Genomic DNA, 17,428 nt, shown 5'->3' with positions numbered 1-17,428 from the left:
GTTATAGATAAATGAAAAATCTAGATACAAAAACAATACCTTTAAATGGTCGACACATAATCGAAGCAAGTGCTGGTACTGGTAAGACTTATAATATTACAGAGCTATATGTTAGGCTTTTGCTTGAGAAGAAACTATTACCAAGTCAAATATTGGTAATGACATTTACTAAAGATGCAACACAAGAAATTATTGGTAGAGTCGAGTCTAAGTTAAGAGATGTAATCAGGAATCACAAATCGGGCAAAGAAGTTTTATCAGAAGAAAATTATAAATATCTTAAAAGAGCATTATTAGAGATTGATGAGGCTGCAATTTTTACTATTCATGGTTTCTGTAAGAAGGTTTTAAGTGAGCAAGCTTTTACTAGTGGTATAGAGATGGATGTCTCAATGGAAGTTGATACATCTGATATTTTGCAAAAAGTGGTAGAGGATTTTTTTAGGAATAATATAAATAATAATCAAGAGAATTATGAGTATCTAAAAGCCTTTAAATTGCATACCCCAGAGAAGTTTTTAGGCAGAAATGGTTTATGGAATGTTGTTAAGTCTAACTATGAGATTTTAACTAGTAAAGAAGTTTTTAAAAATGATATTGAGCATTATAAAAGAGAAATTAAAGTAAATATAACTAATGGCTTAAATACTGAAATAGACGAATATATCGATCAAAAAGGTTTTAGGCAAAGTTTTGAAAGAGTCTTAATGTGGCTAGATTCTAATGATATTGCTATTCCTAAAGATGCTTACTTGATTACTAAAGGTAATTTAAAAGCAATATATAAAGATCTTATATCAATTTCTTTAAAAAAAATGATTAGCTTAGCAGAGGATTATACAGAGTTTAAGCAAACTCAATTTATCCAACAATCATGTTCACAAATTCGTAAAAACTTTATCAAAGCTAAAGAACAGAAAGGCGTTTTAGATTTTAATGATCTGATTACAAAGCTATGTCAAAGTGTACAGACCTCTACTGACATAGTGAAAACTCTACAAACACAATATCCTGTAGCTCTTATAGATGAGTTTCAAGATACAGATGCTGAGCAATATCAAATACTAGATACAATTTATCCGACATCTAAAGAAGAGCTAATGTTGCTAATGATAGGTGATCCTAAGCAAGCTATCTATGGCTTCAGAGGTGGTGATATATTTACATACCTAAAAGCGAAGGCTAGTTGTCCAGCAGAAAATCACTGGAGTATGGATACTAACTGGCGCTCAACTAGCCAAATGATAAAAGCTTATAATAGGCTTTTTTATAAAGATGATTATGAGATTGATGGTGCTGTTGGTAAGGATATTTTTAGTGAGGGTATTGATTATCAAACTGTTAAGGCATCGCCAAATGCAGATAGTAAAAATAAAGTTTTTGATGATAATTTTCAGCCAATAAATTACTTCTATTATGATGTGGCAGAAGATGATAATAAAAATGATATTGATACCAAATTATCGGCTTGGACTGCTAATGAAATTGTTAGACTACTAAGTTCTAAAAAAGTAACAGAGAGTGATATTGCAATACTTGTTGAGAATGGTAAACAAGCAAAGGTTATACAACAGGCATTACAACAAAAAAATCTAAGTTCAGTTTATCTAAGTCAAAGAGATAATGTTTATAAAAGCCAAGAGGCTCAAGAAATCCTATTTTTAATGGAAGGAATAAATGAGCTTGAGAATAAGTATTTATTAAAGAAAGCTCTATCAACAAGCCTGTTAGGTGGAAGTGCTGAAAAGTTTTTAGCTTATTTTGATGAAGAAAAAATAGAGGAGTGGGGTAGACAAATTGACTATGCAAAAGGGCTAAGAGATAAATGGCATAAATATGGTTTTATGTCTTTCATTATGCAGATTTTACATGAGAGTTTTATTCAGCGAACAGAAAATAAACAAAGAGTAATTACAAATGTTTTACATTTAGCAGAGCTTATAAAAGTAGCTGAAAATAAATATAAACATCCCAATCAGCTTATCAAATGGTATCGCCAACAGATAAAAAGTGATACTGATTTAGAGGGTGAGTTAAGATTGGAAAGTAATGATAATTTGATAAAAATAATCACAATCCACGGATCGAAGGGGCTTGAGTATCCTATTGTATTTATACCATTTGCAAGTTATGTAAGTAGTAAGAAGTTTCTGCTAGATAAAGTAAATAAATACTATGATAAAGAATTAGCTCAAACAGTTTATAAGATTGGTAAAGATGATTCTATAAAAGACATTGTTGATAATGAAGCTGTAGAAGAGCTTATGAGACTTTTCTATGTGGCAGTTACTCGTGCTGAACATAGATGCTATATTGGAGTGGCTAAATACCAATCTAAAAAGGGCGCTGCTAAAATTCCAAGTGATGACTCATATAATAGTCCATTGGCACAATTCGTGAATTATAAAAAAGATGAAGACTGGCTAGAGAAGGTTCAAAAAATCACAAACAATCCAGCTAACCAAAGTTTGCTTTTAGAGATAAATAATTTTCAAAGCATAGAAATACAACATACTAGCTATAATGTGGCAAATCAAGAGCTAAAAGCTAGTCAAATACACAAGCTAGAAAATGATAATTGGGAAATGTTATCTTTTTCTAAAATATCTAAGTCAAAGCCTCAAAATATAATATTAGAAAAAGAAAATGATGAGTCAGAGGATGATAAAGCTCAAGAAATACAGCAAAAGTTAGAATTTAGATTTACAGCTACCAAAGGAGCAGACATTGGTAATATTTTGCATAATGTTTTGGAACATACAGATTTTAGCACAGGTGAAATAGATGATACTCTTTTACAAGAGCAAATGAATAGATATAAGGTAGTTGCTGCAGAAGATTTTAATAATCTAAAAAGCTGGTTGGAAGAGTGTTTAACTGCACCAATTAGTGAAATAGAGCAACAATCCTCTTTAGTGCAAAAAGAAAGTAATTTTCAAGGCGAACTTTTTGATGATAATAAGAGTGTTTTACATACGTCTAGCTTTTGCTTAAAAGACATTCTAAATTCAAAAACATTGAAAGAAGCAGAATTCTACTTCCCAGTTACAAATAAGAAGCTTTATAAAACCAATATTATAAAAGCTTTAGGAGAGTATAGAGGGAGAGAAATAGATTACGATAAGCTTAGTAATCAGAAAGTTTTTGGTATGTTGCATGGTTTTATAGATTTAATATTTGAATATAACGGTAAATATTATGTTGCAGATTATAAGTCTAATTATTTGGGAGATTCTTTAGAGGATTATTCTCAAGAAAAAATGAGGCAGAAAAATCAGGATAGCTTCTACGATTTGCAATACCTTATCTATAGTGTGGCACTGCACAGATACCTTTCAAGTAATCTACCAAGCTACAGTTTTGATAAGCATTTTGGTGGAGTTTATTATTTTTATCTTAGAGGCTTTAAGGATGGTTTTGGTGTTTATAAAACTAAGATAGAGAGAAGTACTTTAGAAAAAATGGATAGTATTTTTACAGGAGCTAATGATGTATAGAAATTTATTAGAATGTAAAAATAATTTAGCAGATATTGAGCCAATAGATTTTTTCTTTGCAAAAGAGACATCTCATTTTTTTAAGTTAACCGATCAAAATAGTAAGAGCTTATTATTTCATTTACTAGTTGCATTGATGTCATCTTATAGAGAGGGGCGTAGTTGTTTAGATATTAGAAGTATCGCTAATAAAAACCTATGGCAACAGCTTGAAGATGATAACTTAGAAAAGATCGAGGGTTACAGCTTTCCAGATGAAAGTGAAATAGAAAATCTACTTAAAACATTAGATTTCAAAAATAGTCCAATTCACTATGCTTTTGGTTGTTTATATATTAAAAGAATATGGCAATTTGAAAATGAAATAGCAGCTTTTCTAAAAGAAAAAATAAAAGCAAATTTAGACTATGTTGATATAGATAAGTTTACCGAAACCTTGAATAAACTATTTCCTAGAGAAAATGAGTCTAAGAATTACCAAGACTGGCAGGAAATAGCAGTTATAAATAGCTTGGTTCGTGAGTTTAGTATAATATCAGGCGGTCCAGGAACTGGTAAAACTACAACAGTCACTAAGTTGCTTCTAGCTTTTCAGATGTTAAATGGCGCAGATCAAAAGATAGCATTATTAGCTCCAACAGGTAAAGCAGCTCAGAGACTTACAGAATCTATTCTAAATACAAAATTAAAGTTAAAAGAGAATTTGAGTTTAGAGGAAGACTTATATAATTCAATCCCAGAGGAAGCTAGCACGATACATAGATTTTTAGGAATTGTGCCCAACTCAAAACGACTAAAGTATAGCGCTGATTTTAGGGCGTCTTTTGATGTGGTTGTAATTGATGAGGCATCTATGTTGGATATTAATATTTTCATAAAGCTTATAAGAGTATTAAAAGATAATACAAAACTTATTCTTATAGGTGATATCAACCAGCTACCTTCAGTTGAAGTGGGAAGTATACTAAGTAATCTAACTGAAGGAGTATCAAACAATATATTTTCAAATAAGGTTGCAAAATTAATACAGCAAATATGCAATGAAGAGGTTAAGTTTGGAAATAGCTTCGATTATGTTACAAAGCTAGAGAAAAACTATCGTTCTAATAAAGCTATAAATAATTTAGCAAATAAAGTTCTAGCTGGAGATACTTCTCAAGAATTAGATGAAAGTATAAGTTTTTATAATTTAAGTAGGCTTGATGAATATCTAAATAGTTTTGTGAAAGCTTACTATAAAGAGCTTTACAAAAAAGAGACACCAGAAGAAGCATTAGAATATCTAAAGAGATTTAGAATATTAGTCGCAAATAGAGAACTGAATGTGGGTACGATAAATCTTAATGATAAGATAGCAAAGATCTTGGGCAAAAATAATAAAGATATTTATCATGGTAAGCCAATAATGATAGTTGAGAATAGTTATTCTCAGAATTTATTTAATGGCGATGTAGGTGTGATTTGGAATAATATGGCTTATTTTGAAAATAAGGATGTTAGCTTTATGATAAATACTTTACCAAAGTTTGAAACTGTCTATGCTATGACAATACATAAAACTCAAGGTTCAGAATTTGAAAGAGTTTGTATTATTTTACCAAATGAATCTAATAAGGTGCTTTCACGAGAATTACTATATACAGGGATTACTAGAGCAAAAGACAAGTTAGATATTATTTCTAATAAGGATTTGTGGACAATAGTAATAAATAAAAAGAATAATAAACGGTATAATTTTACGCAAATATTAAAGGCCGAAGTTTGTCAGAAATAAAGATCTTTTATGAAAAGTTATGCCACTTTGTAAATCTTTGCAATAGAGTTGCGATTTTAGTATAGTGATATATATTTAATAAGTAAATTTATATATGGAAGTTAATAAAAACTGGCTTATAAAAAGGTTAAATCAATCAGATAAGAACTTAGAGATTAGTTACGATTGCGCACGTAATACATATATAAAAAGTGAAAAAAAAAGAATTACACTAACTGATAATAAAGAATATCTAGAGTTTATTTCTTGCTCTTACCTCGGATTACATAATAATAAAAGGCTAACTAATGCAATTAAGAAAAGTAAATCCATAGACTCTCAAGGATTTCTATTTTCAAGCTCTAGAACAAGATGTATATCTAAAGAGGAAAAAAAAGTATTAAAAAAGTTTTCAAATATTTTTTATCCATATCATCCAGTATTATTCCAAAATTTACATACAGCACATTTAGGAATTATTCCTTTATTATTTTCTAAGTCATTTCCAAAAATTACAGCAAAAACTAAATTAACTTGTTTAATAGATAAATACTCACATCAATCTTTAAAAATCCTTATAGGAATTATAAAACAGTTTTGCGAAGTTGAGCTTATAGATGCATTAGATACAGATAAATTATCATTAATCTTAGAAAAGAAATATAAGGAAAATGAAACTCCTTTTATAATTATGGACAGTGTTGGTTCTATGGGTAAAATCTATCCTATAAAAGAAATAATAAATTTAATCAATAAGTTTAAAGGTTACGTTTATTTTGATGATGCACACAGTATGTCGATATTAGGAAATCATGGAAGTGGGTATGTTTTACAAGAGCTTAATTATAAAATGAATAAAAGGGTATTTATATCTACGTCACTAACTAAGGGATTTGGAGGACAGGGTGGGGTTGTGCTAATGCCTTATCAAGAACAAGTTGATTTTATTATAACATATTGTACTACTTATACATTTTCAGGGCCTTTATCAATTCCCACACTGGAGATACTTAATAAAGCTTGTGATATCCATTTATCTAAAAAAATACAAAAATTACAGCAAAAATTAAAGTCAAATTTAGCTTTTTTTGATAAAAAAATAGATAATTTCGTTTTCAATAAATATTCTAATAGTTTTTTACCTTTCCGTATTATATTTGTTGGAAATGAGGATAAAGCTATAAAATATTATAAATTATTAAAAGCAGAAGGAATACTTGTAACATGTGCAGTATATCCGGTTGTTGAAAAATCTAAAGCAATATTAAGAATCACTTTTTCAGCTAGCCATAAATTTAGTGATATAAATTTGTTAATATCTAAGTTAAAAGAAATTATAAGGACATAATATGCAAAAGTATTTAGATTCTCCAATATTCAATTCTATCAGGAATATAAGTAGTAATGATGTTTATGTTTTCGTAAAAGACTTAAATTCAAAATATATATTTTTAAGTAATAATCTTTGTGATTTAAGTAAATTAAAACACAACGAGGCTGTTGGTAAGAAAGATGATGAGTTTGAGTGGGGTAAAGCACAAGCTGAGGCATTTAAAAGCGATGATCTATATGTTTTAAATACAGGAAGATCTCACTTATCTGAGTATCTTCTTCCATTTCATCAATTATTATGGATAAAAACTGAAAAAATTCCAATTTTTGATGAAAAAAATAAAATTATTGGTATTTTAGGAATAGCTCAAGATATTACGTATAAAAAAGTCTTATATGGAAAAAGCCAACAGATTAACTTAGTGAATCATGGAATTCAAACTATTATGATAAAAATACTGAGAAGATTTATAAATAGTTTTCTTGTTAACGGAAGAAATTCTTATTTTAAAGAATATATATCTGCTGTTATATCAAAAAATATGAACTTTAATATTCCAGTTAATCTTGAAAATAAATTAAAAGAGGACTTATCTACATTCATTAATAATGGAACTTTGCTAATTACTAGTTCAGGAATAACTGAAATCTATTATTACAATTATTTAGTAATTTTTTTAAGTTTTGCTGAATTGTATCAAAATACAACCCTTGATGAAAAAATTTTTTTAAATATTGATGAAAATATAGTCAAATTAGTTATTAATAGACCAGGTAAAAGAGAAAAAATAATTTGTAATGAATATTCTGATAAGAAGTTGATATTAAATACCTTTACAAAAGATATAATGAATATTTTTAAATTAAATATAGACATTTTCACTGTTAATAATTTGTTATCAACAATTATAATAAAACTAGAGCCTGAAGGAATATTAGGTTGTGATATTTGAGTTATTTGTGAAATTCCTAGAGAACATTTAATTAGACATTGAGTTAGAGAAAATCTAAAATAAAATTAACTAAGGCAGCTCCTTAATAATTATAAAAGCCTAATTATGAAATAATTTCGAACTGAGGTTAAATAGAACTCACTCCTTACATATGATACAATTTTTGTTATATAAACTTAGTGTAGAATTTAAATAGATTAATGGTATATCTTAACGATTTGGGTATTATTAATGCTTTAGGAGATGATAAAAACTCAGTTATTGAAGCATTACATAAAAATCAAACAGGAGTTACTGAATCTAAAAATCTCATTTCAGGACGTAAAACTCTTGTCGGAAGTGTGAAATCAAATCTACCTCTGATACCTTCTAACTTATCTGAATATGATTGTCGAAATAATAGAATGTTATTACATGCTTGTTTACAAATTCAATCAACTATAGAGCAAATAATTACTAAATACGGTCAAAATAGAGTAGGAATTGTTTTAGGAACAAGTACTTCAGGAATAGATAATGGAGAGAAAGCTTTTATTTATAATGAAGAGAATGGGCACTTTCCAGAAGAATATAGTTACAAACAACAAGAGACTGGTGGTATAAGTAATTTTTTAAAAGCATATTTAGGTTTAAACAGTATTGCTTATACAATTTCAACAGCTTGTTCATCAAGTGGTAAAGCATTCGCTAGTGCAAAAAGATTAATAGAGCAGGGTATGTGTGATGCAGTAATTGTTGGGGGATGTGATACTTTATGTCAGCTGACCCTAAATGGTTTTGATTGCTTAGAATCTGTATCTGAAAATGTATGTAAGCCATTTAATGTTAATAGAGACGGAATAAATATTGGCGAAGGTGCAGCATTATTTATACTATCAAAAGAACCTAGTGAAATTAGTTTGATGGGAGTTGGAGAATCCTCTGATGGCTATCATATTACAGCACCAGATCCAACTGGTAAGGGTGCGCGATTAGCTATGGTACAAGCTTTAGAAATGGCTGGGCTTTTTTCTAAAGATATTGGTTATTTAAATTTACATGGAACCGCAACTATTAAAAATGATGAAATGGAAAGAGAAGCTGTTTTAAATATTTTTAATGACAATTTACCTTGTTCTTCAACAAAGAATTTAACAGGGCATACTTTAGGTGCTGCAGGGGCTACGGAATTGGGATTATGTTGGCTTTTGTTGTCTAGTAAATATAATCCTACTAGAATATTGCCAAAACAATATAATACAGCAGAAAATTTAATTTCTGATATAGGAATTATTACTACTGAAATTACCTGGATTTCTCCATACTTTATGAGTAACTCTTTTGCTTTTGGAGGTAGTAATGTTAGCGTTATAATTGGGAGTAGCAAGTATGTATGATTTAGATATATTAATCCCTCAAAAACCTCCAATGAGAATGATTGATAAATGTTTAGATTTTAATAACAATATTATTCATTGTCAGGCCAAAATCACATCTGATCACTTATTTTTTTGTGATAAAAGAAAAAGTGTCCCTCACTGGATAGCTGTTGAAATTATGGCTCAAACTTCAGCAACTTTTGCAAAGTTAGATGCTTTAGAAAAACAATCTTCTATAAATAAAGAACCTCAAGTTGCATTTTTAATGAGTATTAGACAATATAAAACTGAGGTTTTAGAATACCTTGAAAATGAATCATTAGATATTTATTCTGAATCTCTATTAATTGAGGATGGAGTTGGAGTCTTTAAAGCTAAGATAGAAGTTAATGGTAAAGTTACAGCAAGTATAACTATTAGTGCATATCAGCCACGAGATAACGCTGAAGTAGCAAAAATATTAACAAGGGATTAGATATGAAAAAGGTTTTAGTTACAGGTGCTAGTAAGGGTATAGGAAAAGCAATAGCTTTAAGGCTTGCGAATAGTAATACTCATATAACTTTACATTATAACAATGATTATCATGGAGCTTTAGATACTCAAGAGCAGATAAAGTCTTTAGGTGGACAGTCGGATATACTTCAATTTGATATATTAAATACTGAACAATGTGAAAATATATTAGAATCATATATTTCTCAGAATGGTGCTTTTTATGGCGTAGTAAATAATGCAGGTATATGTAAAGATGTTGCATTTCCTGCAATGGAAGAGAATGATTGGAAAAATGTTGTACATACTAATTTAGATGGATTTTATAATGTTCTAAAGCCTTGTGTAATGCCGATGGTTCAGCTACGTAAAGGAGGCAGAATCATAACTATTGCCTCTGTTTCAGGAATTATTGGAAATCGAGGACAAGTTAACTATAGTGCAGCTAAAGCTGGAGTTATTGGAGCAACTAAAGCTTTAGCTTTAGAATTAGCTAAACGTAAAATTACAGTCAACTGTATTGCTCCAGGTTTAATAGAAACAGATATGACTGAAGATTTAGAACACTACAATGAAATAATAAAACATATACCTATGAAAAGAGCAGGAAAAGTTGATGAGGTTGCAAGCTTAGTAGAATACCTAATGTCTGATTCAGCAGCGTATATCACTCGTCAAGTTATTTCAGTTAATGGAGGACTTATATAGTGCGTAGAGTGGTTGTTACAGGTATGGCTGGGGTAACTGCATTAGGAAATACAGCAGATGATATTTTTACAGCTATACAACAAGGTAAAACGGCTACTAGAAATATTGCTCAATGGCATAATATTAAAGGGTTAAATACTCAGCTTGGAGCACCTATTGAGGATTTTCAAATTCCAGAACATTATAAAAGAAAGCAAACTCGAGGAATGGGTAGAGTAGCTAAATTTGCTACTGTAGCAACAGAGAATGCCTTGAAAGATGCTAATTTATTAGGTCAAGAAGATTTATTAAGTAGTGGTAGTGTTGGCGTGGCTTATGGTTCATGTTCTGGCAGTACTAAGCCATTAGCAGAGTTAACATCTATCCTTACTGATAATAGCGTAAATAATGTTAATGCGACAACATATATTAAGGGTATGAGTCATACTTGTGCTGTCAATATAGCTTTATTTTTTGGGCTGACTGGTCGCTTAATTCCAACTTCAAGTGCTTGTACATCAAGTAGTCAAGCTATAGGCTATGCTTATGAAGCTATTAAGTATGGTCTTCAAGATATTATGATAGCTGGTGGTGCTGAAGAGTTGTGCCCAAGTCAGGTAGCTGTTTTTGATACATTGTATGCTACTAGTCAAATGAATGAACACCCAGAGTTTACACCTAGACCTTTTGATAGAGATCGTGATGGATTAGTCTTAGGAGAGGGTGGAGTGACTTTAATATTAGAGTCTTTAGAACACGCAGAGCAAAGAGGAGCAAAAATCTATGCTGAGATTGTTGGTTTTGGGACTAATTGTGATGCAGTCCATGTTACACAGCCAACAGCAGAAAAAATGCAAAAAGCTTTAGAGTTAGCTTTAAAAAATGCAAATCTAAATGCTAATGATATTGGTTATATTAATGCTCATGGCACAGCTACTGAACGAGGAGATATTGCTGAGAGTCAGGCAACAGCTAATATTTTTGGACCAAATACTCCTATTAGTTCTTTGAAGGGATATTTTGGACATACTCTTGGAGCTTGTGGAGCTTTAGAGTCTTGGTTAAGTATAGAAATGATGAGAAAAAGTATGCTTTTAGCAAATGCAAACCTTCAGAATATTGATCCAAAATGCTCACCTCTTAATTATCTACAATCATCTGTAAATTTAGATGTAGATTATATTATGTCAAATAACTTTGCTTTTGGTGGTGTCAACACTTCATTAATATTTAAAAAATGGAAATAATAGAGCTTTATTTTTATCACTTACCAAGCGTGGATATTGAAGAAGTAAAAAATTATTTTATTTTAAATAAAGTTTTTAATTCTAATAAAATAGAAAATTTTTCAAGAACTAAATTATGCTCATTATGGTTTCGTTATGATAGCTTATCATCTAAGCTAAGTCTTTCTCCAAAGAACCTTGAATTTGATATAGAGACTTCACAAAGGCCTACACTTAAAAATGCTAATTTAGATTTTAATATTAGCCATAGTGGAGACTGGTTAGTTGGAGCCATATCCTCTTCAAGAGTGGGTGTAGATATTGAAAAAATAAACTCAAATCGAGATGTAAAAAGTATAGCAAAAAACTTTTATTCATTAGAAGAAAATAGCTTGCTAGAAAATGACAGTAACTCATATATAGAAAACTTTTATAAGTTATGGACTATAAAAGAGGCCTCTGCTAAATATTTTGGTGTAAGTATTTTAGAGTATCTTAGTAAAGGAAATCAAACTCCAGAAAAATTAAATTTATTACAATATAAGTTTCAAGATGAATATTTTATAACTATTTCAACTAGTTTAGAAAAAGAGGTTAAGTTAATAAATTTAAATAAAGAAATAAAACTAGATATTAAGAGAGTTAATTAAGAATTTTTAACTTTAGCTTCTTCAATGAGTAGTTTCCTTTGAATATCTTGGTTAAGAAGGATAACCCAATTATTATAATGCCTATCAATTTTATTTTCGACTTTATCATAATCTAAACCTACTGAGTCTGCATACTCAATTGAATAGCCTTTTTCTGAATATGGAATATCTACAGTTACAGAATATTTGCCTTTGTATAAAAGTCTTCCAATAAGTTGATCTGGCTTATCACTTTGAATAATAATCCAACCACGATTCTTACCACCATCAATAATAGCTTTTTTTATCTGCTCTTGACTAAAATCAGCAGGTATGGGTTGATCATTCAAGTTACTTACAGTTTGAGCACAACCTATTAATAAAACTGAAAGTAATATAGTAGAGATAACACTAAATATAGATTTTAATTTCATTTTATCTCCTTAGATTTATTAAGCGTGTCTAATTTGAGCAGCTTCTAATTGAAGTTGTATTTGTATATCTTGATTTAAATATCCTACCCAACTATTGTAATCACGATCAATTTTATTCTCTACATTATCATAATCTAAACCAACAGAGTCTTTATATTGAATAGAGTATCCTTGCTCTGAATATGGAATATTGACAACAACAAAATCACCATTATATAGAAGCTTTCCTGTAAGCTCATCTGGTTTGTTACTATTACCTATTACCCAGCCACGTTGCTTTCCGGCAACTATAATAGCTTGTTTTATCTGATCTTTAGAAAGCTCAGAAGGTATAGGTTGATCATTTAAATTGTTTACAGTTTGAGCACAGCCTATCAATAAAACTGAAAGTAATACTGTACTTATGATAATGAATATAGATTTGATTTTCATTTTAGTTATACCTCTTCAAAAGTTATTTAATTAAACTAAATTCGATTATCACACAATTAAATTTAAAAATCACTACTTTAGTTGAGCTTATGAGAGTTTGAAGTATTTTTTATGAACTATTAGAATTATAAAAATATTAAGATATTAACATATTAAGAATTTTTTGCTTTTAATTGAAGTTGAGTTTGAATATCTTTATTTAATATTTCAACCCATTTATTGTAGCTTCTATCAATTTTGTTTTCTACTTTATCATAACTTAAACCGACAGAGTCTTTGTATTGGATAGAATAACCTTGCTCTGAATATGGAATATTAACTACAACAAAGTGTCCTTTGTACAATAGTTTACCAGTAAGCTCATCTGATTGATCACCATTTCCTATAATCCAACCACGTTGTTTTCCAGCAGCAATTATTGATTCTTTTATCTGCTCTTTATTAAGTTGAGCAGGAATTGGTTGATCACTCAAATTATGAACTGATTGAGCACAACTTACTAAAAAAATAGCTAGAATCATTGTACCTATGACTGAAAACATTGATTTTAATTTCATATTAATTTCCTTCTAAATTATAATTTTTAAACAAATTCTTTTGCCCCATTATTACATATTTATCAATAAAAATCATTATGATTTAAGCCCTCATAAAATATATTATAGTTGATATGATTATTATATTAGTCATAATAAATCTAAATATTTTTTTTTTAGAAATTATGAGATTATATTTAAATGCTTGGAAAGCAGTTTCAAACGATTTAAATACTACAGACGAGTGGAAAGAATGGTCAATTGTTTTAAATAAGCCCCAAGGAGATTTAGTTTTAAAGGTTAATGATATTCCTCCAATGCTTCGCCGTCGTTGTAGTACAGCTAGCAAGATAGCTTTATCATTAGCTTTAGGGTTTCTAGAAGAAAAGAATATTAATGCCGGTGTTTTTTGTTCTCAGCATGGAGAATTACATAATACAGTAGATTTATTTAAGCAAATTAAAGCTAAAGAAGTTTTATCACCAAATAAGTTTTCACAATGTGTGCATAATACTTCTTCAGGCTTATTATCCATTCAAAAAAACTTAAATATCCCTTTTAATTCTATTTCAGCAGGTTGTGAAACTTTTCAGATGGGATTAATAGATGCAATAGCTCAATTGAAGGATAAAAAAAACATATTATTTATCACTTTTGATGAAAAAAATCCAGAGTTATATAGTAAACTTAATGTTAAGTATGATTTAGATTATGGTTTAGCGCTATATATTAGTAGTGAATATAAAGAAACTAGTATTGTTTTAGATATTGAGTTTGATACAAATCACATTAGTAAAACTGCGATACCGCCAGCTTTAATTTTTATAGCTTGGTTGCTTGGAGATAGAAAAGGAACATTAGTTTTACCGATGCTTAAAATAAAGGAGTTAAGTTCTTGATTACTAAGATAAGTAAATTATGGAGAATATTTGGCACTGGATTTTGCATAGTACTTTTTAGTATGGGGGCGTTTGTCTTAAGCTATATATATTTACCTTTAATTTCTTTAATAATTAAAAACAAAGAAAAACAAAAGACAGTAGCGCAACATGCTGTTTATGTTACTTTTAGAATATTTATTTTTATAGTTCATAATCTAGGTGTTATACGCTTTAAATTTGAAAATATGAATTTATTAAAAGAAGATAAGGGTTGTCTATTTATAGCTAATCATCCAACTTTAATTGATTATGTAGCAATAGTTTCTAAGCTTCCTCGTTGTGATAATATGGTAAAAAAAGAGCTTTGGGAGAATTTTTTTTATAAAAATTTAATAGATATTGCTGGGTATATTCCAAATATTGATGCAGAGCAAACATTTGATCAAATAAAAGATACTTTTTCTAAAGGTAACAATTTACTAATGTTTCCAGAAGGAACTCGCACAGTCCCGGGTCAACCAATTACGTTTAAAAGAGGAGCTGCTCAAATAGCTTTAAGAGCTAAAGCTAAAATACGTTTAATTCATCTAGATTGTCAACCGGTGACTTTGACAAAACAAAAAAAATGGTATAGCCTTCCCGACAAACAGCCAAAGTTTAAGATAACTGTAGGAGAAAAAATAGATCCTACAGATTTTCTAAATAAAGCTGATGGCTTACCATCACTTGCAGCAAGGCAGCTTACTCGTTATTTACAGGAACAATTTATACAGGATAGTATTTAAAATGTCTATGATGGAACAAGAAATTAAAGAGATGATAATCGAGGTATTAAATCTTGAAGATATTTCTCCTGAGGAAATAAAATCCGATGAGCCCCTTTTTGGAGAAGGTTTAGGATTAGATTCTATTGATGCACTTGAATTAGGTGTGGCTATTAAAAAAAGATATAATATTACTTTAGACTCTAGTAATAATGAGATACGTAATCACTTTAGCTCAGTATCAGCACTTGCTAAATTTATTGAGTCTCAAAAGAAATAGGAGTGTGTATGCAAATTTCTCATGAAGGTATCTTTGAAGAGCTTCAACAAATTTTACATAAACTTTTTGAGTTAGATATAGATGATATTACTTTAGACTCACGCTTATATGAAGATCTAGATCTTGATAGCATAGATGCGGTTGATTTGATTGTTCAACTACAATCAATTACTAAGCATAAATTTAAACCAGAAGAATTTAAAGCTGTTAGAACAGTATCAGATGTTGTAGAAGTAATTTATCAAGAGCTTAAGAATCAAGCAAATTAAAACTCCATATGAGATCATTAATAAAGTTATTAGTTATAACCTTGATCATTGTTTATCCATTTGTCGTATTTTTTAGTTTAGAATGGTTTTCAATACGTTATCTTAGTTTATTAATTGTTTTTATATTTTTTCTACGCCTTTTGACAATAAAATCATTTAAAAAAAATAACATAACATGGATTATATTAACTTTATTGGGTATGTTTTTAGCTTTTATTGGTATGATCAGCAATAATGTGATATTTATTCAATTGTATCCTGTGCTTGTAAGTTTGTCTCTACTTGGAGTATTTACATTTTCCTTATTTCAGCCATATAGCTTTATTACGCATATAGCTATGCAAATTAGTAAAGAACCTTTGCCTAGTTATGTTGTAAAATATACGAGAAAAGTGACTTTAGTTTGGTGTATTTTCTTTGGGTTTAATGCGACTATCTCTATTATAACTATTCTCACTGGATCAATAACTCTATGGACTCTATATAACGGTCTTTTAAGTTATATGTTGATAGGTATTTTAATTTCTGGAGAGTGGATTCTTCGATGGTATGTAAAACGAAGTTATGAACAAAAATAAAAACTTAACTTTTGTTAGTCAATTTGAATATCTATATCTGAATTTAGATCAAATTATTTTTTTAGATGAAGAAGTAAAAATAGACTCTAAAACTTTTATAAAAAATGTAACAACGCTATCTGTTATATGGGAAAAGAAATTTTATGAAAAAGATAGAGTTGCACTAGTAATTGATAATTTTTATTTATTTATATGTGCTTGGTTTGCTTGTCAAATACTTAGAAAAACAGTGGTTATATTACCTAATAATCAAACTGGGACATTAGAACTATTATCAAAATATTATGATATTGTTATCTATGATGAAGATGTAAAATTTAATTCTAAATTTATTAATAAGTATAAAACATTAGATATAAGCTTATGTACAGAAACAATATTTTTTACTTCTGGATCTAGTGGAGACTATCAGGCTTATTCTCGTACTATTAAGGAGCTTGAAAATGAAAGCTCAGCTATAGATAAATGCTTAAATAATTATATTTCAAAAAAAGCTATAGTTTATGCTACTGTATCTCATCAACACTTATATGGTTTTAGCTTTTATTTTTTATGGGCTTTTTTAAGTGGACATTTAATACAAACGCAACGTTTAATTTCTCCGGAAGGTATACTTAATAGATTGGTTAAAAACGACGCTCTAATAGTCACTACTCCTATAATGATTTCACATTTAGATAAACCTAGTATTATAGGCGATGATACTTTAGTACTTTCATCTGCAAGCACTTTAAGTAGAGAAGATGCCTTATCTTTCTTTAATAAATATAAAAAAGAAGTATTAGAAGTATATGGAAGTACTGAAACTGGTGTTATTGCTTACAGAAAACAGTTAGAGCAGCCAGACTGGAAATGTTTCTATGGAGTAGATATTAGCACCGATATAAATTCACAATTAATAGTGAAATCTAATTTCTTTTCTAATAGTGAGCAACTTATGGCTGATAAAGTTGAACTAAAAGAAAACAATAGCTTTACTTTAATAGGAAGAGTAGACCGTATAGTAAAATTAGCTGGGAAAAGGCTATCTTTATCGGCAATGGAAACTTATTTAAAACTTCATCCATGGATAAAAGATAGTAGTTGTATTTTATGTAAATCCTACCGTGAATATGTTGGGACTTTATTAGTTCTATCGGAGGAGGGAATGTTATCTTTTAATAGTCTGGGAAAAGCCCTATTTACTCGACAATTAAAAAGCTACTTGTTAGACTATTATAGTTTAGAAATACTGCCAAAAAAATGGCGAATTGTATCTAGAATTCCTGTGAATACACAAGGAAAGAGAGTATTAGCTAATATTTTAAAAGAATTTGAGTAAAAC

Annotated in this window: 18 protein-coding genes; 15 read left to right on the top strand and 3 right to left on the bottom strand. The window is 29.3% G+C overall.

Features of this window, described 5'->3' with window-relative positions; translation table 11 throughout:
* The first annotated feature begins 11 nt into the window (after nt 1–11).
* The 9 genes from recB to KX01_RS06720 all read left to right on the top strand — a co-directional run bounded on the left by recB (nt 12) and on the right by KX01_RS06720 (nt 11,951).
* On the top strand, nt 12–3,497 hold the full coding sequence (recB, locus tag KX01_RS06760; RefSeq protein WP_071664261.1) for an exodeoxyribonuclease V subunit beta: 3,486 nt from the start codon (nt 12–14) through the stop codon (nt 3,495–3,497).
* Nucleotides 3,490–5,271, top strand: coding sequence for an exodeoxyribonuclease V subunit alpha (recD, locus tag KX01_RS06755; protein ID WP_071664260.1), 1,782 nt, complete (start codon nt 3,490–3,492; stop codon nt 5,269–5,271). The genes recB and recD overlap by 8 nt, the downstream gene beginning before the upstream one ends.
* 94 nt (nt 5,272–5,365) lie before the next feature.
* The gene (locus KX01_RS06750) at nt 5,366–6,598 is read left to right on the top strand and encodes an aminotransferase class I/II-fold pyridoxal phosphate-dependent enzyme (RefSeq protein WP_071664259.1); all 1,233 of its coding nucleotides are present in this window, start codon (nt 5,366–5,368) and stop codon (nt 6,596–6,598) included.
* Nucleotide 6,599: 1 nt separating this feature from the next.
* A complete protein-coding gene (locus tag KX01_RS06745) occupies nt 6,600–7,535 on the top strand; it encodes a PAS domain-containing protein (protein WP_071664258.1) in 936 nt (311 codons plus the stop codon).
* Nucleotides 7,536–7,735: 200 nt separating this feature from the next.
* Nucleotides 7,736–8,911 (top strand): beta-ketoacyl-[acyl-carrier-protein] synthase family protein, encoded by a 1,176-nt coding sequence (locus tag KX01_RS06740; RefSeq protein ID WP_071664257.1) that lies wholly within the window; start codon nt 7,736–7,738, stop codon nt 8,909–8,911.
* The gene (locus KX01_RS06735; protein WP_071664256.1) at nt 8,904–9,368 is read left to right on the top strand and encodes an ApeP family dehydratase; all 465 of its coding nucleotides are present in this window, start codon (nt 8,904–8,906) and stop codon (nt 9,366–9,368) included. The genes KX01_RS06740 and KX01_RS06735 overlap by 8 nt, the downstream gene beginning before the upstream one ends.
* 2 nt (nt 9,369–9,370) lie before the next feature.
* On the top strand, nt 9,371–10,096 hold the full coding sequence (gene fabG, locus KX01_RS06730) for a 3-oxoacyl-ACP reductase FabG (protein ID WP_071664255.1): 726 nt from the start codon (nt 9,371–9,373) through the stop codon (nt 10,094–10,096).
* Nucleotides 10,096–11,322: a beta-ketoacyl-ACP synthase gene (locus KX01_RS06725; RefSeq protein WP_083578912.1), complete on the top strand. Its 1,227-nt coding sequence runs from the start codon at nt 10,096–10,098 to the stop codon at nt 11,320–11,322. The genes fabG and KX01_RS06725 overlap by 1 nt, the downstream gene beginning before the upstream one ends.
* Entirely contained in the window at nt 11,313–11,951 is a 639-nt protein-coding gene (locus tag KX01_RS06720; protein ID WP_071664253.1) for a 4'-phosphopantetheinyl transferase family protein, read from the top strand. The genes KX01_RS06725 and KX01_RS06720 overlap by 10 nt, the downstream gene beginning before the upstream one ends.
* On the opposite strand, the gene KX01_RS06715 is transcribed toward KX01_RS06720, so the two are convergent.
* The 3 genes from KX01_RS06715 to KX01_RS06705 all read right to left on the bottom strand — a co-directional run bounded on the left by KX01_RS06715 (nt 11,948) and on the right by KX01_RS06705 (nt 13,353).
* The gene (locus KX01_RS06715; protein ID WP_071664252.1) at nt 11,948–12,364 is read right to left on the bottom strand and encodes a hypothetical protein; all 417 of its coding nucleotides are present in this window, start codon (nt 12,362–12,364) and stop codon (nt 11,948–11,950) included. The two genes, KX01_RS06720 and KX01_RS06715, sit on opposite strands and share 4 nt — an antisense overlap.
* A gap of 18 nt (nt 12,365–12,382) precedes the next feature.
* Nucleotides 12,383–12,796, bottom strand: coding sequence for a hypothetical protein (locus tag KX01_RS06710; protein WP_071664251.1), 414 nt, complete (start codon nt 12,794–12,796; stop codon nt 12,383–12,385).
* Between the two features lie 152 nt (nt 12,797–12,948).
* Nucleotides 12,949–13,353, bottom strand: coding sequence for a hypothetical protein (locus KX01_RS06705; protein WP_071664250.1), 405 nt, complete (start codon nt 13,351–13,353; stop codon nt 12,949–12,951).
* A 164-nt stretch (nt 13,354–13,517) separates the two neighbouring features.
* Between KX01_RS06705 and KX01_RS06700 the strand changes: the two genes are divergently transcribed.
* From KX01_RS06700 to KX01_RS06675, 6 genes are all read left to right on the top strand, one after another.
* On the top strand, nt 13,518–14,231 hold the full coding sequence (locus KX01_RS06700) for a beta-ketoacyl synthase chain length factor (RefSeq protein ID WP_071664773.1): 714 nt from the start codon (nt 13,518–13,520) through the stop codon (nt 14,229–14,231).
* A 62-nt stretch (nt 14,232–14,293) separates the two neighbouring features.
* Complete coding sequence (locus KX01_RS06695) at nt 14,294–14,998, top strand: lysophospholipid acyltransferase family protein (RefSeq protein ID WP_083578944.1); 705 nt, start codon at nt 14,294–14,296, stop codon at nt 14,996–14,998.
* 1 nt (nt 14,999) lies between these two features.
* Nucleotides 15,000–15,257, top strand: a complete 258-nt coding sequence (locus KX01_RS06690; RefSeq protein ID WP_071664248.1) for a phosphopantetheine-binding protein — start codon at nt 15,000–15,002, stop codon at nt 15,255–15,257.
* An 8-nt stretch (nt 15,258–15,265) separates the two neighbouring features.
* Nucleotides 15,266–15,526, top strand: a complete 261-nt coding sequence (locus KX01_RS06685; protein ID WP_071664247.1) for an acyl carrier protein — start codon at nt 15,266–15,268, stop codon at nt 15,524–15,526.
* Between the two features lie 8 nt (nt 15,527–15,534).
* A complete protein-coding gene (locus KX01_RS06680; RefSeq protein WP_071664246.1) occupies nt 15,535–16,104 on the top strand; it encodes a COG4648 family protein in 570 nt (189 codons plus the stop codon).
* Nucleotides 16,091–17,425, top strand: a complete 1,335-nt coding sequence (locus KX01_RS06675; protein ID WP_083578910.1) for an acyl-CoA synthetase family protein — start codon at nt 16,091–16,093, stop codon at nt 17,423–17,425. The genes KX01_RS06680 and KX01_RS06675 overlap by 14 nt, the downstream gene beginning before the upstream one ends.
* Nucleotides 17,426–17,428 lie beyond the last annotated feature (3 nt).

Source organism: Francisella frigiditurris, assembly GCF_001880225.1.
Taxonomy (GTDB): Bacteria; Pseudomonadota; Gammaproteobacteria; order Francisellales; family Francisellaceae; genus Francisella; species Francisella frigiditurris.
Note: the sequence above shows the minus strand (reverse complement) of the source record. Positions and strands in the feature narration are given on the sequence as shown.